Genomic DNA, 21,034 nt, shown 5'->3' with positions numbered 1-21,034 from the left:
GGAGCTGCCCGTTCTAACAAGGAGCATTGAACCAAGAAGCCAAATGGTCTTTAGCCTTTTGGTAATTCACACCGAAGCAGGTAAGATTTTCTTTAAAGGTGGTAAACTTACCTCACTGTTTTTTTATTCAAAGAAAATTATCGATAATTTGCTAAATGACGATAACACTACTTGGCAACAAGTGCCAAGCAGCTTTAAGTTATTAGCGTCTTTGTCCTTAGCCTCACAAGTATCATTTGCTATGTATTCAGATAGTGTATTTACTGATGGACTAAAGAAACAATATTTGATCAAATTAGAAGAAACAAGAAGACTGTACTCTGCCGATTATAATTTAATTAATTCCGGTGAGGTATGAAAAAAATTTTTTACATTACGCGTAAAAATAGCAAATAATTTGTTGACATGTAACTTTAAATAGAATATCTAATATTAGAATAACTACTAATAATAAAAAAATATTATGCAACAAGAGCAATTTGTATATTCGCAAAAAAATAACTTCTCAGGTGGTGAGCTAACTCCCACCATTGAAGGGAGAACCGAGCTGGCTTTGTATCAGAACGGAGTTAAGAAGTTGATTAACTTCATGCTGCTGCCATCAGGTGGCATTATGCGTAGACACGGTACACAATTTGTTCACTTGTTCACTGATAATGTGCCAAAGAAAATGGCAGCAGTAATGTTCTCAAGGAAATTATCCTACTTGCTGGTTTTTGAATCGCATCAGCTAGAAACTCGTTGCTTATTCTTTGTTGGTGGTGAATTGTTGTTAACTAGTAAAGTTATACAGGATGAAGGGCAAAATTTTCATTTTCGTCCTAAAGATTTTTCTTACGTAGTTTTTCAAGGGATTGCTTATATTTCCTTTGGTGAGAAGCAACCAATCTTTAAATTCTCCATTGACCCGGAAATTGTCGAGCAATTTTACCAACATATTGAAGAGCAGGCAAGAAAGAGACAGGTAGAATATGGTGAAAGAGCTGAGATAGCGTCCAGTAGCAGCTATGAGCTATTCCCTAACAAAGATAAGATGTTTATCATTGAAGCATTGAAATGTCATGTTAACTATTTTTCGACAGGACGAAGTGACCAAAGAGAACGCTTAATACAAAAACCTTTTAATGAAGTAATCTACGGAGCAGAGGTAGACAAAATTAACGATGAGCTAAAAGCTATTCACCAACGAGCAGCTAGCCAGTCAGCTGGACAAAGCAATATCTACCAAGCCAATAAGGAGAAGTTATATTGTACTTCAGTGGTTACTTTTGAAAACCGATTATGGTGCTTTGGGGTTAATAAAAATATTCATTCAATTTGGGCAAGTTATAAGGGAGATTTTCTCAGTACAGGACAAAGAGATTAACAAGGTGATAATCGAAGTAAAAATTTAATTGATCTTATACCTAGCTACTCATCTTCTAGACGAAAAAGTGCTTAAAACACCTAAAGAATGAGGTTTATAAGGATTTTGCTATAAGATTTGTAGCCATGTAAATGATATTTTTTGCTTGACATGGCTAGAATTAGAAGATATAATCTTATTCATGTATATTACAACTGTTCCAAATAGAAATTCTCGTCCGGCAATATTGCTTCGCACTTCTTATCGCGAAGGCAAAAAAGTATTGCATAAAACCCTAGCTAATTTAACTAACTGGGACGAGTTGCGTATTGAGGCTTTTAAGAAGATGCTTAAAGGTGACTTTGATGGTGTAGATGGAGTGCCTGAAATTGGCGAAAGTTTTGGGACTATTTTTCTACTAAAAAGAATTGCTGATGAAATTGGTATTACTAAGGCTCTTGGAACCAAAAGTAGAGAAGCTTTGTTGAGTTTATTTTTGGTTTTAGCACGCTTTGCTCACCAAGGGTCTAGGCTTTCCAGCGTGAAATGGGCAAAATCGCAGGCGATATCTGATGTATTATCTGTCGATTCATTTAATGAAAACCATTTATATCAGGCTCTGGAATGGTTAGAAGAGAATCAAGAAAAGATCGAGTTGAAATTATTTAAAACTTACCAAAAGCAAAATAACAAGCCGCCTGTTATGCTTTTATATGACGTCACTTCCAGCTATTTCGAAGGAACAGAGAATGAACTTGCGGAATATGGGTACAATCGGGATAAAAAGAAGGGTAAAAAGCAAATAGTGATTGGTCTATTAACTGATGATCATGGCGAACCTTTGGCTGTTAGAGTTTTTAAGGGTAATAGTGCTGATCCTTCTACCATTTATGAGCAGATTGAGCTAGTAAAATCTAATTTTGGTATTAAGAATATCGTCTTTGTTGGTGATAAAGGAATGATTAAGAGGACAAGCAAAGAAGCCCTGAGCAAAGAAGGATGGGACTATATTACAACCTTAAGTAAAGTTGAGATTGAAAGCTTAAAGAAAAGCGGAGTTTTGCAATATAGTTTTTTTGCAGAACAGCTATGCGAAGTAACCAATAATGGCAAAAGATATATTTTAAGGAAAAATGGTTCTATAGCCCGAAAAGTTGAGTTTGATAGGAATACCCGAGTTGAAAAATTGGTTGCAAAGATTGAAGAGCGTAATATATATGTATCAACCCATAAGAAAGCAAAGCTAGAACTTGGTTTAAATAATATTCAAAAAATTACCAAAGAATGGCGGATAGATAAATTTATCAACCTAAAATTAGATGGCAACCAAATAGTGGTTGAAATTGATCAAGATAAGAAAAAAGAGTTGTTTGCTCTTGATGGTTGTTATGCGATTGAAACACAGATTGAAATTAAACTGATGAGTAAAGAATTGGTTGATAAAGCTTACCATAATTTACATGAAGTAGAATCGAATTTTAGCAGTATGAAGACAGGATTACTCGAAGTAAGACCGATCTTTTTAAGGAAAAGCAACAGAACGAAGGGACATGTATTTGTTTGTATGTTGGCATTAAAAATATGGCACTATATGAAAAATAAGTTGAAACAAGGTTGTGGCGTAACCAAGGATGGTAAATATAATGTGACCATTGAGGAAGCATTAAGAGAGCTGGATAAAGTATGTTTTTTATATTACACAATCAAGGGTTGCAAAGTTGCAAGATTACCAAAATTAAGCGAGTTTCAACAAAATTTATTCAATTTATTTGATTTAACGATGCCCCAAATGACAAAATCTGCAAAATGATAAAATGTAGTCAGTAACAAAAATTTAATTTTCTGTCCCACACACCGCATGACAATCTACTTCTATAGCATAATTTTTGCTCATATTTATCTCGAAGATGAGTAGCGTGATTCTTGCTTGTCTCCTTTTATCGTTAAGGCAAGTTGTGTAAGATTTACATCTCTCACTTGCAGTAATCCTAATATTATTTGTTCTATTAATTTTATACTTGCAAAACTATTAAAAAAGTAGTCTCCTATTAATTGTGATAACGCTGTAATCATTCTCTTGCCTCTTAAGTCTTTAACAACCTAGTAATAGAGCTTTGTCTACGCGTTATCTACTATTTTTTATTCTCTCCTTAATCTCTTTGTCCTGTACTGAGCAAAAAATATTTAACCACAACCACCACCAAGGAAGTTTGTGACGTACTTTCCACCCCTTACCAGTCAGGTTGGATGAATTTCATCATGCGGGGAGCAATCAAAACCGATATTGATGTAACTTTTAAGGTAGATAAGCCCTACCCGGTTAGTATACTTAAAATCTATGCTAAGGCAAAAATCTTGCCAAATTATAAGGGGTAAGTTATTCTAATGTTTTATTTAAAAAATAAAGGAAATGTCATGATATTTTTAAAAAAAATAAATCAAAATTTATTCTTTTTAATATTCTTATGTCTTTTTCTCAATGGTTGTACTCATCAAATTATATCAACAGTTACTGTTTTTCATAAGGATTTTAATATTAATCAAAGAAAATTTATTATATTGCCTTTAGGTAACCAAAAAGATAGCCTTGAATTCCAACAATATGCGAAGCTGGTTGCTGAACAACTAAATAACAGTGGATTAACTGAGATACACAATCAAGAGCAAGCAAATTATATGGTGTATTTTTCGTATGGAATGCTTAACCGTGAAAAAATCGTAGAATCTTTTCCTGTATATGGCTATGTGCAAGGGAATACTACGTACCATTCAGGATCTATAAGTTCATATAATAGTGGTTCTTCCTATTACACTGGTAGTTCTTATACTCCACAGACTTTGCAACGAGTAGGAACAGAAGTTGCAACACACATTGTATATACTCTTGGATTTGATCTTAATATTTATCTAAATAATGATGGAAATGATGCTATTAAAGTATATGAAGGAAAAGTTACAAATATTGGTAATATAGGTGATTTTTTTATAGTTGGCAAATGTTTAATATTAGCTCTGTTTAAAGATTTTCCGGGACGAGATGGTTCTAGAGAAGTGGTTGAGATACCTTCTGAACATTGTATGACTAACTGAATATAATCATTGCGTTGTAAATTTTGTTTCTAAAATATAAAAAAGCAGACATGTAATGTTTGATTTTCTAAACTTTTTCTCGAGTGGTGCGAATGTATTTGCTACGGGGACGTCTTTGCTTAACACTTATGCCCAACTAAGAAGTAATAGAGAAAAAACCAAACAATCATTATATGAGCAGCAGTATTTACTCAAGCAACAACAAGAGCATCTTAAATTTGATCGTCAACAACTCTTTGAGCGAACCGCTGAATATGGGGCGATATCAAGTTATCACGTGGATATGTTACGGCAAGAGCAGTTATATAATCGTCAGCAGCTGGGCTATAATATCCTAAAAACTGGCATTGGTATAACTAGCACTGATTCAGCTGGCTTGTTGCTGAGGCATATGGCTTATATGGATGAAATGAAGGCAAGAAGTGTTGAGGCGGAGTATTTTCATCAAAGACCAAGATCAAACTTAAACACGGCACTAATTGACTTAAACAAGCAGGCAATTAACCGCAATATTAGCTCGATTAACTCAGCCGCACCTTGGCAAGCATTAGGTACGGTGTTAAAAGGTGTATCTGATCTTGGCGAGATAGCACGACTGAGTAGCGGAGAAGAAAAAAGAAAGTAACTGTGGAAGTATAAAAATGAAATGGCAAGCTATAGCAGCAGTAACTAATCAGATCAACGAAGAAGCTAAAGGCTATTTGGCACGTAAGCTAGAGAAAGATGCTAGTGTAGAAATGCCACATTTATGGTCAGATTTCCTTAGCGATACCACCAAGCATCTAAACCAGTCACAAAGTAATATTGAAGTAGCCCCCAATAGTAAAACTGGTGGTCTGACATGTTTAACGCAATTTGATGAGATGCACCCGGATTTTCTTGAGAATAACAAACCATGTCTTGATTACTTTCTAAGTAAATATGACCAACGAGCCAATGATTATTTGCAGCGTACTAATAATCCACTGACCAAACGTTTGTTGCAAGCTAAGATTAATGATTATAGGATATCGTTAGCTGGGCAAATAAGTCACACAGAAGCCAAGCTGATTGATGGTAAACGTCACCATTTAGCAATTGAAGTTATCGAAAAGTTAAAGAATGCTACTTATGATAACCCACAGTTTTATACTAGTCACTTACAAGATGTTGCAGTAGCTATTAATTCTCTATCATTACTGCCGCAAGAGCGAGATCAAATGTTGATTAATGCCAAACATGATTTAGCATTTGCCGCGGCACAAGCTACTTTAAAGCATTCGCCGGATGCTATATTAAATCCCAATATAGTTGCTGAATGGAAAGAAGATTTATCGTTTGAACAAAGGATTAAGCTAGAACATCAAGCAAATAATCTACTGCATCATCAGCAATTACTGAGACAACATCAACTTAGTTCGCTTATCAATGCCGATTTGCACAGTATCTTAAATACTGGAGAACGTGTTGAGGGCATTGAAAACCTACTGCAAGCCAGCTTTAATGCTGGTGATCCACGATTACTGCAATTTAGAAGCCAAGAAGCTTTGTATAAGCAGGCTTTTGTTATCTCACAACAAATAAAACACCTACCATTCAACCAAGGTCAGGAAATATTACAACAAATTGCCCCAAAGGGTGGGGATAGTGATTATGACAAGAAAGAGAAACTATATCATATTTAATAGATTAATACGATGGAAAATAATGACAGATTAAGTTACTTACATTATCGGTCAAATAACGAACCAATTCACCCGCGTTACTATTCCACCTTATTGCCAGAGCATACATCTTATAAAAGTATCTTTGATTTGTTAGGCAGTAGTACATGGGATGTTTTGGGAGCAGTTAGCCGGCAAGCTTATGCAGATAGTCCAAGCCTATCAACTTTATGGCGAGCTTTTGACCCACAATATATTATTGATCCTGAATTGCAGGATATTGCTGAATATTTTAAAACTTATAATAATAAATTAACCAAGGAAGAGTTTGAGCAAAAATATGGTGACTCAGGTTTAAAATATGACCCTAATTTTACCGAAACACTAGTAGAAGATATTTTAGAGAGAAAAAAGCAGCGAGAAATTAACGAGTATATCATTGCTGCAGGTAAAGGTGGGTTAGTTGAAGCTATTGGTAAATTTGGAGCTGAGGTAGTATTTGGTAATTTGTCAGTAATTAATATTGCTGCTAGCTTCATTCCTATTGGTAGACCAGCAATGTGGGCGGCACTTAGCCAAAAATATGGCAAAATTCCAACAACATTAGTTAAGGATTTGCTAGGCGGGGCTATAGGTCAGGGAGTTACCGAGCCAATTCTTCATAATGAACGACATACTGAACAAAGACCTTATGACTTGTCAAATAGTTTGATTAATATTATAGAAAGTGGTTTATTTGGTGCAACTTTGCATGGTCTTGGTTATTCGGCTAAATATTTGCGAGACAGATTGTATTTATATTCAAATAAGCTACATCCTGAAATTGAGACCTTACATCCGATAGTTGATAGTCAGTTAAAAGATAATATTGACACTGTACTAAAAGAATCATCTCCTCAGGAGAATATAATAGAAACTGAGCAAGTTGATAGTCAAGTACCAACAAGTACCGATGCTAATATTGGAAACAGTTCTTTATCAAGGTTAGCTGAGTTACAAGCAAAGAAGTTACAATTAATTACGGCAGCCGAGCAACAATTTCCCTCATATTCTGCCCAGCAGAGGCAAATAGCAGAATTACAACAACATATGCATGATCAGTTTGGTACTAATGGTAAAACTGAAGCAATACCAAGATGGTTCTTGGATATTTTACTAGAGGAAGAAGGTAAATTACAACAATTATATCAGGAGCATATTAATAACCCGGAGTTTCAGGAATATTTGACAGCAGTAAAACAATTAGATCAGCAAATTATCAATAATTTACGACGTCAGCAATGGGAGACTAAAGGCTATGATTTATCACCCGAAGAGTTATATATAGCAAGAAAACAGCTAGAGGAAGGCAAACATATAAATCTTGAGAATCCACAAAAAGCTGAATCTTTTTACCATGGTGATGATAAGAAATTTGAGAATAACAATGCCAGTCCTAATCTACAAGAGCATCTAGCTTCTTTAGAAGCTGAGATAGCCAATTTACCTGAACAACAAAAGGTTAGTTATCAAGCAGAAAGCAACAAGCAAGATGTTATTTACCAACGAACCGAAGAAATCTTACGTAAGATTAAGCAACAGGCTAACCCTTCAGAACTAGAGGAATTATTTAAAACTCTAAGTCTCATCGATCCACAGTTAGTGGATGAGCTAAAAACTATCCATAAAGAATTTGTTGGACAGAAAAGATTGGATTTGCTAGAGAGAGACAAACAAATAGATATGTTCATTGATGATTTTAAGAAGGAACAGTTTGTAAAAAAAAGAAATAATGCCCTGAATTTAATCAAGATGGCTACCATAGAGAGATTTGTTAGAAATCATGACAATAAGATTGCTGCAATAAAAGAATATTTACGGCAGGTTGATTTACGGCAACAAACTATTGCTAAAGAGCTGTTATATGGCATTACAAGAGATTTAGAAAAAGCTGGTGTAGATCGCGAGTTTGGAAATATTGCTTATGAAAAGGACATAATACAGGAATTATGGAATATCAGCCATCCTGATAAAAATCCGACAGGGAGTGAGAGGGCAATAATAGTAGCTCAAATAATCAATAAATGGCAAACAGCTGCCATCAATAGAGCTAATCTAGCCGGTAGTAATATAATACCGTTAGAGGGTTATATTACTAAACAAGAGCATAACAGTCTTAAACTTCGAGAAGCTGGTTATGAGGCATGGTTGAAATTCATCCATCCGCTACTTGATCACCAAAAAATTGCTAAACTAAATGAGAAAATAGATCATAAGGCAATATTTAATAATCTTGCTAGTAGTATTCATTTAAAAGATACTGACCAATATTTAAATATAGCATTTACTCACATTAGAGGAAGTAACGTAGCTGATGTGGTGTCGGCTAGTAGGAAACTACATTTTAAATCGGCAGAAGCTTGGTTAACATATCAGAAGGAGTTTGGTAATTACGTACAAAATGACCTTGTTGACAAGCTCATTAGCCCTTTAATTAAAAGTCGATCCTTCATTGCTGATTCGATAGTTAGTAACCTTAATATACTAGGTCGGAGTATCGGGGTGATGGAGAGTATGGGTTGTAATCCTGAATTAATGCTACAATCAATCAAAAGCACTTTTACCAAGGAGCTACAAGAGTTAGCAATTAAAGACCCAGCTATTAGCCCTGCTTCGAAACTCGCTTGTGCTGAGGGATTTGAAGGAGACGCGGAACCTCGACCCGCAGCGTACTCTAATGTCACACTACTGGACAAAAAGGTTAGGTTGGTTGCACAAAGTGCAACTTAAACAATTTTATGATTAAGGAATCAAAAAATTGCTTAGAACGACTATAAGCTTGTTTAATTGATCTTATACCTAACTGTAGTACAGAATAACTCCTACATCCTAGCGTTTTCTTCATTTTTATCGGTTGCTCTTGCTCTCCAATTGCTCCTATTTTTATTGCCATTGCATATGCTATAAATAAACATTTTATAAAATTCTCTAATCGCACTTTACTCTTTATATGCGTATCTTCCATTCTAAAACCATTACTTTTGCACCCTTTAAAGGCTGCCTCGATATCCCATCTCTTCCGATATATTTCAGATCCGTTTGACATGTTCTTACTATACACTATCGATAGATATTCTCCGCTTGCTAATTTGATATGATCAAATTTCACTGGGACAGAATAAAACCTTGTAGAAAAATTTCTTATCTTTATTTCTTTCATGCTATCGATCCTAATCCATTGACCTTCTTTATTAACTATTCTATTTGTCCTTCTCACCCTTAATGCATAATTAATATTTTTATTGTGAAGATAGGTAATTAATTTCTCATTATCAAATTCCCTATCTCCTAATATTCCCTCTATCTTTTCCTTACCAAATTCCTCTATAAATTTCGATATTACTGCAATTTGATCGTCTGCCGTACATGCTCCTTTATAAGGAATTATTTTATATATTAATGACATAGCAATTTTATTATATGATACCGACAATACTAATATATTTCTTATCTCCTGTCCTAATTCCCAAGTGGTTCTATCTATTGATAAAACCACTTTCCCTTGAGGAATATAATTTTTCATATACTTATAATAATCATCAATATTGATATTGTCTTCTTGAAGAAATCTATATACCGCTTTTATTTTTGAATCTAATAATTTATCTCCTTCTATTTCTTCTGCCATATTTTTATATTTGCTTCCTCGACACAACATTAATGATTTTATTATGCCCTTGAACGTGTTTAGTCTTGTATCTTTCATCTCAAAATGATTATATAGTAATTCGGCTAGTAACATAGAGCACCACAGATTTTTTTGTGTTCAATCTAAAATACTCTATTTACTAGCTCTTGCAACCACCCCATCTCTTTTGTCCAGTAGTGTGACTCAAACGTACGTGAGGATTCGAGTCTAGTCCCGACGCACAAATTACCAGCAGAAGTAGAATTATGCAAGAGGTCTTTATTTTTATTACTATTCTACCTGCGTTGTTGTATTACCTGCTAAAGATATATCTTGAATCTCTTCTAGTGGTATTGTTATTATTGACAAGTTAGTATCTACTGAGTAATCAACATGTTCGTTCTTACTATCAGAACTTTTACATACTTCTGTTGGGTGATTAACGTTTTTGTTCTTACTGCCAAAACTTTTATATGCTTTGCATGCAGCAATCCCAACAAAACCTATAATAACACAACCAGTAGCTGTGCTACCTATGCTTAACATTATTGTCCCACTATAGTCAATTGATGAGAAGTTGGTGACGTCGTCTTCGATCGCTCGCCTATTACATATAGGCGTCGCTCCATCGCTCCTAGCACCAAATCCTCCTGAATTGACTATATCCTGATTGTGAGAAGTTGATTTTTCAGGAGTATTATGTTTAGGAGTAGTAGTATTTTCTAATGTATAACCAGCATTTGTGTAACCCTCACTTATTGCACGTTTTGCAATATAATGTGCTGACAGATTATCTTTATCATCTATCGAGTTAGGACGAATCATAGAAAGAGTTGTCAATAACAGCATATCTTTATCTGTATATAACTTAAGAGGCTCTACTTCTTTAGAAAGAGGTTTATCTTGTTTTGAAAAATTATATTTTCGGAAATGATTAGCCCAGTCTCCCTGATTATGTTTGTTACGTCCCATATTCTTCCTCCTTGTACATTAACAAATTTGTTGCATTCAACTACTTTACATAAAATATCGATTAATATCAAATGAAATTATTATATTTAATCGCTAATATTCTAAATATAATAATATATTAAAAATTATGATATTATTTGCTGTTAAAAAGATTATTTCAGTATCTTTATGATTGACTAAATAGGATTATTATAGTGTATATTAAATTTTGCTAGATTTCACGTTTAGCAAAAAATATATAAAAACATTTTAGGAGCATATGATGATAAAAAAAAATAGATTAATTACTACTATAATAGGATTACTATTACTAAGTTCAAATAGCTTAGCAAGTACAACAACTGCAAAATCAAATGCCAATAAAACTAATATTAGTAGTAGTGGCACTAATGATGAATTACAAAAAATTGAGAATGATTTCAAGTCTTATGCTGCGGGAATTTCAGCAGAACTAAGAGAAGAAATAACAAAATATAGAATAGAAGTGGCTAAAATTAATGGCCAAAAACGTGAATTATATAAAAAAATCTCACAAGAAGCTCAAAATTATCTTGCCAAAGAACGAGACTATAAAAAAAGAATACTATCCTTAAGCAAAAATTCAGATAAAAACCAAGAGGATACTAGCTCTATTGAGAAAAAATCTGACAAAAAAGATTTGCCTAAATAATGCTTTATGAACAATTTCAGCAGAATATTGAAAAGCTAGTTGATAGACCTCACCTGAGGTCTATCGCATTGGCTATCTCAGGTGGTTCTGATTCCATAGCCCTTTTAATGTTAACACATAAATGGGCTAGCACTAATAGTATTAAGCTAGTAGTAATGTTAGTTAATCATCATTTACGAGAGCAGGCTAAGTTGGAGCATGAGTATGTACGAGACTTAAGCCATAAATTGGGACATAGATATCACCAGCTTCATTTCGATCACCAAAATAATTTTTCTAATTTACAAGCAAGGGCTAGAGAAGGTCGTTATAAATTAATGACTGATTTGTGTAGCAAATTAGATATATTGACAATTTTAACAGCACATCACTTGGATGATTATATTGAAAATTATTGTCTGAGATTAGAAAAAAAAAGTAGTCTATTTGGACTTAGTGCTAGCAATATTAATTGGTATAATAATGTTAAAATAGTGAGACCATTGTTTAACATTCCGAAACAACAGTTAATTGCATATTTAGTTACCAATAATATAAAATGGTTTGAAGATGAATCTAATAAATCTGATAAATATCAACGAAATATCATTAGAAAAAAGCTATCCCTAGAAGGAGAATATATAAAGAATCAAATAACTTCTCAACAATCTAGAATTAACCAAGTAGTAGAAGAGAAATGGCAACCGGAATTGATTGCTTGCATCGCAGAATCAGTAAAAATTTATGATTTTGGTTTTGCTACTGTAAATTTATTAAAGTTTGCAGAATTTTCTAGTGCAATAACACTACAGGTAATCAGTTTTGTACTTATCATTATTAGCGGTAAGAACCGCACTAGTAGATCAGGCTCAATAAGTATGATAACAGAACTATTACAACAAAAAATAGACTTTATTAAGACACTCCATGGTTGCGTGATTAAAAAAATTAGTAATAATCTAATAATTTACCGAGAATTTGGTAGGAATTTACCTATAGATATTAGGCTTAATAATGTAGATTCATGGGATGGTAGATTTCATTTCTATATCAATAGACCTCTTTTAGAATTCGCTCTAGCTCAGGAATTTGCAGGAGATCCGGAACACAGAACCACATCATACTCAAACATATGTGAGGATTCGAGTCTAGCCCCGACGTCCAAATTACCAGCAGGAGTAGAATTATACAAGAGGTCTAATAATTCAGGCTATTTGATCAGTAACCTAACGATCAAGGATTATAGTAAAATAAGGCAAGATTTAGATTTTAAAATACTGAAAGACGCAAGTTTTAACAATCATATAGCTATTTTATTCACCCTACCAGTAGTCAAGATACTTGAAAAAGTTATAGCCATACCCCATATATCGTATTATAATGACCAAGGTTTGAGGAGAAGTCTTAGTGTTTCTTTCTCTCCCAATTTTATATCGCGTTTTACGCATTTCTGTTAGGTGAGTCATAGATGAATAATCAAGGTAAGAATGTTCTAATTTGGGTGTCGGTTTTTGTTTTAATGATACTTGTTTTTCATGCATTTCAAAATGATGGTTTTATTGGAGGAAAAAGTAATATCGCTTTTTCAGATTTTTTAAGCAAAATTGATGAGAAAGCAATTAGTGCTGTTAAAATTCAGGGTAGAATGATTGAGGGGACTCTCAGCGATGGATCTTCTTTTTCAACTTATGCTGCTGACTATCCAGATCTAATAAATCGCCTAAACAGCAATTCGGTTCATATTGAAATAATACCACCTGATACAAAAATGAACTTGTTGTTTAACATATTTGTTTCGTGGTTTCCAATGATTCTTTTGATAGGTGGGTGGGTATTTTTCATGCGTCAAATGCAAGGTGGAGGAAAAGCCATGGGTTTTGGTAAATCTAAAGCTAAACTAGTTTCAGATAAAGGTCCGAAAATTACTTTTAAAGATGTTGCTGGAATTAACGAAGCTAAAGAAGAGTTAACTGAAATTGTTGATTTCCTTAGAGACCCAAGCAAATTCCAAAAACTTGGTGGTAAAATTCCAAAGGGATGTTTACTTATAGGATCACCTGGAACAGGTAAAACTCTCCTAGCAAAAGCTATAGCCGGCGAGGCAAATGTTCCATTCTTTAGTATCTCTGGCTCTGATTTTGTTGAAATGTTCGTTGGCGTTGGTGCTAGCCGTGTCCGTGATATGTTCGAACAAGGTAAACGTAATGCTCCTTGCATAATTTTTATTGACGAAATAGATGCAGTAGGTCGCCACAGAGGTATTGGTATGGGTGGTGGCAACGATGAACGTGAACAAACACTAAATCAAATGCTGGTAGAAATGGATGGGTTTGAGGATAATGAAGGGGTAGTTATTATTGCTGCAACTAACAGACCGGATGTATTGGATCCAGCATTGCTAAGACCTGGGAGATTTGATCGCCAAATTACTGTTCCTAATCCAGATATTGATGGTAGAGAACAAATTTTACAAGTACATTTGAAGAAAATAAAATATGCCTCAAATATAGTCGCTAGAATCATAGCTAGAGGAACTCCTGGATCTTCAGGAGCAGATCTTGCTAATCTTGTCAATGAATCTGCATTAATTGCTGCTCGCAAGGGCAAAAAAGAAGTAAGTATGGCAGATTTAGAAGAGGCAAAAGATAAAGTGTTAATGGGCGTAGAAAGACGTTCTATGGTTATGTCAGATGAGCAGAAAAAACTAACTGCTTATCATGAGGGAGGGCATGCATTGGTTGGGTTGTATTGTCCTGCTTCTGATCCAATTCACAAAGCAACTATTATTCCAAGGGGTAGGTCACTTGGAATGGTTATGCGGCTTCCTGAAAATGATCGTTTTTCTATGCCACGTGATAAAATGGAAGCTGATATAGCGGTAGCAATGGCTGGCAGGGTAGCTGAGGAGCTTATTTTTGGCAGAGATAAAGTTACTTCTGGGGCTTCTTCAGATATTAAAATGGCAACCCAAATGGCTAGAGCTATGGTAACGGACTGGGGATTAAGTGATGCAATAGGACCAGTATATCATGGTTCGAGTAATGAAGATCTATATACTAGTGGTAGGGGAGCAGGTCATACTTCTGTACATACAGCAGAATTAATTGATACAGAAGTAAGAAAAATTATTGAAAAAGGTTATGATTTTGCCAAAAATATATTAACTACACATATTGATCAACTTCATTTGTTAGCTAAATTATTAATTGAACATGAGACATTGTCTGGTCAGCAGATTAAAAACTTGCTGAGTGATAGATCAATGAATTCAGAAGAGGAAAATTTATTTCCAATAAAAAATGATTATGGTGGTACTGTAAAAGTTAAGAAACTAAATCAGAAAAGGACAGCAGGATAATTGAAAAGTCGTGGCTACGGTAGGCAATATGCTTAATGTCACCCCACAACTATTGAAAGTTAAAAATCGTCTATTAGCGAGGAGACCGTAGGTCGACGAAGCAATCTATATGACAAGATTCATAGATTGCCACACTCACGTCCGTTCGCTCGCAATGACGGTTTAAGCCTTACAACAGCACTTCGCTAATAGACGATTTTTTAACTTTCAACAGTTGTGAATGATACCGAGGCTACTTAAGTTAATAAAACTTGCACACTTGGTATAGTTAGAATTTTAGATAAGGAATAAACATGGCAGAACTTAGATTACCACCTAATTCTAAAGTCCGTAAAGGTACTACATATAAACATTCTGGAGAAGCGGTTAAGTTACGTAATATCAGAATTTATAGATATGACCCAAATTCTGAAGAAAACCCTAGAATTGATATTTATGAGTTAGATCTATGCAAAACAGGTCCAATGGTTCTAGATGCCTTAATTAAAATAAAAAATGAAATAGATTCTACCTTGACTTTTAGGCGTTCTTGTCGTGAAGGAATTTGTGGTAGCTGTGCGATGAATATAGATGGAACTAACACACTTGCCTGCATTAAGTCTATTGAAGAAATTCGTGGTGATGTCAAGATATATCCTCTACCGCACATGAAGGTAGTAAAAGATTTAGTACCTGATATGTCGCATTTCTATGCTCAATATGAATCGATAGAACCTTGGCTAAAAACTGACAGTCCGCCACCTTCCAATACTGAAAGATTGCAGTCTCTTAAGGATAGAGAAAAACTGGATGGTTTATATGAATGCATATTATGTGCGTGTTGTTCCACCTCTTGCCCAAGTTATTGGTGGAATGGTGATAAATATTTAGGACCTGCGATTTTACTACAAGCCTATCGGTGGATTGCTGATTCTAGGGATGAGTATACAGGAGAACGTTTAGATGCTTTAGAAGATCCATTTAAATTATATCGTTGTCATACGATTATGAACTGTACAAAAACTTGTCCGAAAGGTTTAAATCCAGCTAAAGCTATTGCAGAGATAAAAAGCCAAATAATAGAACGTCACGGAGTGTAAAGCGAATAGACTTACTTAATTCACCTTACGTATAGCATTTAAAAATTGCAGAAAAGTACAAGACGTCTATTAGCGAGACCACGTGAGTGTAGTAGCAATCCACATTCATTAGATTGCTTCGTCGCCACAAAGTGGCTTCTCGCTAATAGACGCTAGGCTGTTTTTCCTATGACTTTTAAATTACCATGGGGGTTATACGTAAGGTGAGTTACTTAACCTAAATTCGATATAGCATTAGTGTATACTCTTCTACTTTGAAGAATTGTTTTTTGAAAATATCATGGATTCGCATGCGTAACTATACTATATGTACGCCTAGCATGCTTACCATTTATTTTCAAATCCAATTCTTTAAAGCATTTATAGATAAAAATCACTCTACATGATAATTTTTAATAAAATCAAACTTATAATTTTTTTTATGCAAAAGATCAACTAACTGACTTAAATTTTCTTTGCCATTAAATTGGTCTTGAAACATTTCATCATGCATAAGTAAAATTAATTTATTAGGTAAGGCAGTATCATTTCTGTTAAATTTATCTTCTATCTCTTGCACTAATTCATCTAAAGATTGAATTGGCTTGCCATGCTGATTATGTGCCCATTCTAAATCCCAGCCATATAGATAGAAGCCGTTTTTATATATTCCATCATCATCTATTCTTTCTACTTTATCTTCTTCTTTTGAAATATATGGATCATCTTTACTTAGGTTAGGGAGACGGAATACATCTCTACCTGGTAGTCTAGTATTGATATGTGAACCAGTGAAACCAAAAACAGTATTATTTTTTTTAAGATCCTTAATTATATCCGGAAGCTGATGATAAAAATTCCTATAGTGGTTATTAGCGTGAGTATAGCTGTGATTTCCTATTTCAATAAAAGGGCTTTTTTTAGCTAGATCAACAGCTTTCTTTAGGCTAGGACTCGAATTATCATAATGTAATCCTACCATGAACATGGTAATAGGAGTCTTTTTTTGGGTCATGACATTAATAACATTTTCGGTTCCTCCAAGAGACCCATCATCTGATGTTATATAAATTGTTTTATTTGTATCTGCACATAATGCATAAGGTAGATTTACTATAGCTACGAAACAATAGATTAGGAAGATTTTGGTTATTCTCATAAAAATATACCTGAGATTATATGGTTAAGTAGGTTGCTTTTACCGTAAATAGAATTGTATCATTACATTACCAAGTATACCAAAGTAAAAAATTGACAATTAACAATAAATATTTACTGGTAGTGATATTAATAGCGATGTAGTGGTTCATTTGAGTATAATTTTGCTAAAGACAAATAATCTTGTGGTGATAAATTTTCAGATCGAGAAGAATTATCAATCTTTAATCGAGATAACAAATCTTCTATATACGGGGTTAGTTTCTTCAAAGATGATTTAATCATTTTACGACGTTCACTAAAGGCTAGTTTGGTAATTAGTTCAACTTTCCCAATTAGTTCAAGTGTTAATGGATTATCAAAAGGCACGAGTCTAACTATTGCAGAGTGGACTTTTGGTGCAGGGTAAAAAGCTTGCGGATTAACATCAAAACATTTTTCGACTGAACAAAGTAACTGACATATTATTGATAATCTGCCATAAGATTTTGTTCCAACTTTACCACATATTCGCTCTACAACCTCTCTTTGCAGCATTAAAGTCATACTACTTATTAAGTATGATTTTTTTAACCATTTTATAACTAACTCTGTACCTATTTGGTAAGGTAAATTTGAAATAATAGTTATTTTATCATGTGTTTTGTCATGACTTAAGGTTGATAGATCAAATTTAGAAGCATCTGAATGAATAATATGCAGATTAGGGTATAACTCTCTTATTTCCGTCAGTAACGGTATGCATCTAGCGTCAGTTTCAACCACAGTTAAAGATTTAGGGTTGTAGGAAAGGATAGCTCTAGTGAGTCCAGCTGTACCAGGACCAACTTCTAATACAGAGTCATTTTCTCGGAGACCGCTTACGCGAACTATTTTATCACATAGACTACTATCAAAAATGAAATTCTGACCATATCTCTTAATAGGAACAATACCATGTTGGCTGGCATGCTTGGCGATTGAAGGTATTGTACTCGGATCATTCGAGTATATCACAAAGGTAGCATTATTTTGATATATGCTTTCTTACGCATATCCTCAAAGTATTTTTGGGCTTTTTGTGACATTTTTTTATTAGTCAGAAGATTTACTACATAATCATTTTCATCTAGAGTAACATTAACTATCTTTTTATTACACATTAAGATTAACTTAAACCCATCTTGCATCTCGAAAACACTACTTTTCTCTCCTGTATTTAAATCCTTGAGAATTGTTTGTAACGTAGAATCTAGAGTGCTTAAATTTTGATTGACTATTTCTAACGTAGAAAAATCTTTATATAAAGATTCTTTGATATCGTGACAATTTGTAAGGCGTTTTTGTAACCCATACATCTTTTGCAAAATTTTATCCTGTTTATCTTTTGAAGTAAAGATTTGGGCCGATATTTCTGCGTCTTTTGAATTAGTCGCTAATATTATAGCATCAACTTCTTTTGCACTAATAGCAACTGATCTAGAAATACTAGATAAAATATTCATTTTGATAATTTCAGCACCAATCTGAGATTTAAAACTATTAATATCTACAGATTTACTCTTCAAAAGTTGCATTAATTGTCCTTTTGCCATTTTATTACGTTGCTCAATAGTCTCTATAGACTCATTTAACTCACTATCAGAACTTTTTTTACCGTTTACAGACTGATAAAGCAATAAATCATCAATCACGCTGTTAATTGCCATCTTGTCAAGTTGCTTATCTGTTTGAGAATCAGGATTGTTAATATTGTTAAGTGCCATGATCATGTGTTTTCTAGCTAGAAATTCATGTAATGTAATTGGCTCATTATTAACTAATGCAACTATATTGGATAATTCTGCTTTCGCTATGGCTAGGTTAAAAACGATAGCAACTAAACAAAATAACTTCTTCATAATTTTAGACTCACATATTTAATATTTTTAAACCTATAGAAATAGTAGGTACAGCAGAATTCTTTTTTATTCCCCTACTACCATCTTCCATGTAATTGTCTGAAAGTTTTCCGGCTATTCTAACACAATCATTCAAGTATGTCACCTGGATACTCTTAGAAAGAACATTTAGTTTGCTTTTTGGCCAATCTACTCTCATATCATAGGCAACTGACCAATTTTCGGTTAATTGATAAGTGAAATTATAGTAAAATTGCCTTATTTTGTTATCAGTTAATTTATCTGTAAAATAATATTTCTGTAAATTTGAAATCTGAACCAATCCAGCAGTTAACTGAATTTTCTTAGAGTTAAGGCTTCCACCTAATTCATCTCTAATTGGATCAAAATTTCTACTTTTTCTAAATCTATAGAATAGCTCTATCTTATCAGAAAAACTACTAGCAATTCTACCAACATTTTCGATATTATTAATAGAGTTAGTATTAATAGCAGTGTTATAGGTTTGTCCTAGAAATAAACTTGTATAATTCTCCTCCGATAGTATAGAAGAATTAACCCCATAACTTAACCTATTGCTAAATTCATGATAATCTATACCACTATAACGATTCGAATTGAATATATTATTTTCTGATAGTTCATATTTTGATGGATCAATAAAGGAAAATTTCTTATTATAATTATGTCTACGTCCAATAGTCACGGATATAATTGGTTCTACAAACAAGCTAGTTTTATCAAAAATTGATCCAGCTAATGGATAACGCCAAATATTTTGGATGTCAGGTATATTTCTAGTTAGAACATGATTAGTCCTAGAATCATTTAGATATAGGTGATTAATAAAATATACATCTGATCTATTACGTAAGGTAACATTAAACAAATGACCTGTCTCAGTTAAAAAATTATTGTCCACTGCTAGTTGCAATGCAACTCGACCTAGTTCTTTTCCACTTCTTTCCTTATAGATTAATGCATCATTCTCTACAACTAAATTACTAGTTTCTTCGTCATTTAGAGGTATAACATTCTTGGTTCTGACCTTGGGGAAAATTAATGGATTCGTACTACTAGAATCATTTGTTCCCAATCCCTCAAAATATATTCCTTCCGTTAATAAATAATTATAATTATTGACATGTTCTAAATATAACTTAGACATTAAATACGGAGTATAATTGTTATAGTAATTTTTTAAATAAGCTTTATCAGAAGTACGTTGTAACCTAAATCCGTATCTATAATCGTTTTTGGTAAAATTACCATTGCTTAATAGATAATATGAGTTCACCTTACGATTTTTTATCGTTACATCACCATCTTTTATAGAGTATGGTACTTTACCATAATTAGCGTCTAAAGATATATAATCAGTTTTATTTGGTTTGTAACGAGCTTCTAGTTCAAAAATTTTATATATAATATTATGCTTTTGCCAAAAGACCCTAGGGGTTAGAGTAAAGTCTAGATTAGGTTTAGCTCTATAATATAGCGGTATTCCCAAAGCATTATCCCGCACTCTAGGTATCAATATTCCCGATTCTGCGGACGCCTTAGGTGTTGGATGAGAAAAATATGGTATATACAAGATTGGTACACCATATACCTCAAAAAATAGGTGATTATAAATCATTTTATTCTTATTAAGATCTATCTCAGTATTTTTTGCAGAAACTTGCCAAATAGGTTTTTGGTTACATAGTATTTTGCATGGAGTAAAGGTACTATTATGCAGACGAAAAATATCTTCATTTACTCTTTCTGCTAATTTTGATACTAGTAGTGTATTATCACCAAAATATAAAATAAAATCTGAGATTATCCCTGCCTTTAGTTTGTTTTTTAATATAACAAGATCTCCTAGAATAATTCTATTTTGCTGATCTTTAATTCTAATATCACCTTCAGCCCAAAGTTTATCTTGCCCTATATCATAAATCAAAGAATTAGCTGTTAGGAAGTAATTATCCAATATAACTTGAACATCACCTTTAGCATAAATAAACTGTTCTTTTTGGTTATATTCAATATAATCCGCTGACATAAAGCTAAATTGTTTGCCTATCTTTTGTTTATCAGTCCCTTGCTTATCAGCTATTGCAAAGCCAAAAACCGATAACAAAGTAATAATAATTAATATATTGCAGAAAATTCGCATTAAAGATAACTTTTGAAGTAAGATGATATATCATGTATACATCAAATTTG

At 33.5% G+C, this 21,034-nt stretch carries 18 protein-coding genes; 11 read left to right on the top strand and 7 right to left on the bottom strand.

Annotation, left to right across the window (positions count from 1 at the left end; genetic code table 11):
• Nucleotides 1-43: 43 nt before the first annotated feature.
• From AAGD53_RS00805 to AAGD53_RS00795, 3 genes are all read left to right on the top strand, one after another.
• Complete coding sequence (locus AAGD53_RS00805; RefSeq protein WP_341762912.1) at nucleotides 44-358, top strand: hypothetical protein; 315 nt, start codon at nucleotides 44-46, stop codon at nucleotides 356-358.
• A 105-nt stretch (nucleotides 359-463) separates the two neighbouring features.
• Nucleotides 464-1,366, top strand: a complete 903-nt coding sequence (locus AAGD53_RS00800) for a hypothetical protein (RefSeq protein WP_341762911.1) — start codon at nucleotides 464-466, stop codon at nucleotides 1,364-1,366.
• 145 nt (nucleotides 1,367-1,511) lie between these two features.
• The gene (locus AAGD53_RS00795) at nucleotides 1,512-3,155 is read left to right on the top strand and encodes an IS1634 family transposase (RefSeq protein WP_341762910.1); all 1,644 of its coding nucleotides are present in this window, start codon (nucleotides 1,512-1,514) and stop codon (nucleotides 3,153-3,155) included.
• Between the two features lie 86 nt (nucleotides 3,156-3,241).
• Here the strand turns inward: AAGD53_RS00795 and AAGD53_RS00790 are convergent, their stop codons facing one another.
• Nucleotides 3,242-3,418, bottom strand: a complete 177-nt coding sequence (locus AAGD53_RS00790) for a hypothetical protein (RefSeq protein ID WP_341762909.1) — start codon at nucleotides 3,416-3,418, stop codon at nucleotides 3,242-3,244.
• Nucleotides 3,419-3,730: 312 nt separating this feature from the next.
• On the opposite strand from AAGD53_RS00790, the gene AAGD53_RS00785 reads away from it, so the two are divergent.
• From AAGD53_RS00785 to AAGD53_RS00770, 4 genes are read left to right on the top strand one after another with little or no spacing between them, the layout of a single operon-like run.
• Nucleotides 3,731-4,435, top strand: coding sequence for a hypothetical protein (locus AAGD53_RS00785; protein ID WP_341762908.1), 705 nt, complete (start codon nucleotides 3,731-3,733; stop codon nucleotides 4,433-4,435).
• A 55-nt stretch (nucleotides 4,436-4,490) separates the two neighbouring features.
• Complete coding sequence (locus tag AAGD53_RS00780; protein ID WP_341762907.1) at nucleotides 4,491-5,060, top strand: hypothetical protein; 570 nt, start codon at nucleotides 4,491-4,493, stop codon at nucleotides 5,058-5,060.
• A 16-nt stretch (nucleotides 5,061-5,076) separates the two neighbouring features.
• Nucleotides 5,077-6,099: a hypothetical protein gene (locus AAGD53_RS00775; RefSeq protein WP_341762906.1), complete on the top strand. Its 1,023-nt coding sequence runs from the start codon at nucleotides 5,077-5,079 to the stop codon at nucleotides 6,097-6,099.
• 12 nt (nucleotides 6,100-6,111) lie between these two features.
• Entirely contained in the window at nucleotides 6,112-8,847 is a 2,736-nt protein-coding gene (locus AAGD53_RS00770) for a hypothetical protein (RefSeq protein WP_341762905.1), read from the top strand.
• Here AAGD53_RS00770 and AAGD53_RS00765 read toward each other — a convergent pair.
• Together AAGD53_RS00765 and AAGD53_RS00760 are read right to left on the bottom strand one after the other, a co-directional pair.
• Nucleotides 8,819-9,859 (bottom strand): transposase, encoded by a 1,041-nt coding sequence (locus AAGD53_RS00765; protein WP_341762904.1) that lies wholly within the window; start codon nucleotides 9,857-9,859, stop codon nucleotides 8,819-8,821. The two genes, AAGD53_RS00770 and AAGD53_RS00765, sit on opposite strands and share 29 nt — an antisense overlap.
• A 177-nt stretch (nucleotides 9,860-10,036) precedes the next feature.
• Nucleotides 10,037-10,717: a palindromic element RPE2 domain-containing protein gene (locus AAGD53_RS00760; RefSeq protein WP_341762903.1), complete on the bottom strand. Its 681-nt coding sequence runs from the start codon at nucleotides 10,715-10,717 to the stop codon at nucleotides 10,037-10,039.
• A 262-nt stretch (nucleotides 10,718-10,979) separates the two neighbouring features.
• On the opposite strand from AAGD53_RS00760, the gene AAGD53_RS00755 reads away from it, so the two are divergent.
• From AAGD53_RS00755 to AAGD53_RS00740, 4 genes are all read left to right on the top strand, one after another.
• Entirely contained in the window at nucleotides 10,980-11,387 is a 408-nt protein-coding gene (locus tag AAGD53_RS00755; protein ID WP_341762902.1) for a hypothetical protein, read from the top strand.
• A complete protein-coding gene (tilS, locus tag AAGD53_RS00750; RefSeq protein WP_341762901.1) occupies nucleotides 11,387-12,823 on the top strand; it encodes a tRNA lysidine(34) synthetase TilS in 1,437 nt (478 codons plus the stop codon). Before AAGD53_RS00755 ends, tilS begins: the two co-directional genes overlap by 1 nt.
• 11 nt (nucleotides 12,824-12,834) lie before the next feature.
• Nucleotides 12,835-14,724 carry an ATP-dependent zinc metalloprotease FtsH gene (gene ftsH, locus AAGD53_RS00745; RefSeq protein WP_341762900.1) on the top strand — a complete coding sequence of 630 codons (1,890 nt, stop codon included), beginning with the start codon at nucleotides 12,835-12,837 and terminating at the stop codon, nucleotides 14,722-14,724.
• A gap of 293 nt (nucleotides 14,725-15,017) precedes the next feature.
• On the top strand, nucleotides 15,018-15,803 hold the full coding sequence (locus AAGD53_RS00740) for a succinate dehydrogenase iron-sulfur subunit (protein ID WP_341762899.1): 786 nt from the start codon (nucleotides 15,018-15,020) through the stop codon (nucleotides 15,801-15,803).
• 373 nt (nucleotides 15,804-16,176) lie between these two features.
• Here the strand turns inward: AAGD53_RS00740 and AAGD53_RS00735 are convergent, their stop codons facing one another.
• From AAGD53_RS00735 to AAGD53_RS00720, 4 genes are all read right to left on the bottom strand, one after another.
• On the bottom strand, nucleotides 16,177-16,941 hold the full coding sequence (locus AAGD53_RS00735; protein WP_341762898.1) for a polysaccharide deacetylase family protein: 765 nt from the start codon (nucleotides 16,939-16,941) through the stop codon (nucleotides 16,177-16,179).
• Nucleotides 16,942-17,069: 128 nt separating this feature from the next.
• Nucleotides 17,070-17,909, bottom strand: coding sequence for a 16S rRNA (adenine(1518)-N(6)/adenine(1519)-N(6))-dimethyltransferase RsmA (gene rsmA / locus AAGD53_RS00730; RefSeq protein ID WP_341763372.1), 840 nt, complete (start codon nucleotides 17,907-17,909; stop codon nucleotides 17,070-17,072).
• Nucleotides 17,910-17,932: 23 nt separating this feature from the next.
• Nucleotides 17,933-18,820, bottom strand: a complete 888-nt coding sequence (locus AAGD53_RS00725; RefSeq protein WP_341762897.1) for a SurA N-terminal domain-containing protein — start codon at nucleotides 18,818-18,820, stop codon at nucleotides 17,933-17,935.
• Between the two features lie 10 nt (nucleotides 18,821-18,830).
• Nucleotides 18,831-20,984: an LPS-assembly protein LptD gene (locus AAGD53_RS00720; RefSeq protein WP_341762896.1), complete on the bottom strand. Its 2,154-nt coding sequence runs from the start codon at nucleotides 20,982-20,984 to the stop codon at nucleotides 18,831-18,833.
• Nucleotides 20,985-21,034 lie beyond the last annotated feature (50 nt).

Source organism: Candidatus Tisiphia endosymbiont of Melanophora roralis (genome assembly GCF_964026575.1).
Taxonomy (GTDB): domain Bacteria; phylum Pseudomonadota; class Alphaproteobacteria; order Rickettsiales; family Rickettsiaceae; genus Tisiphia.
The sequence above is the reverse complement of the archived record's forward strand: the minus strand, read 5'-3'. Positions and strand labels throughout refer to the sequence as shown.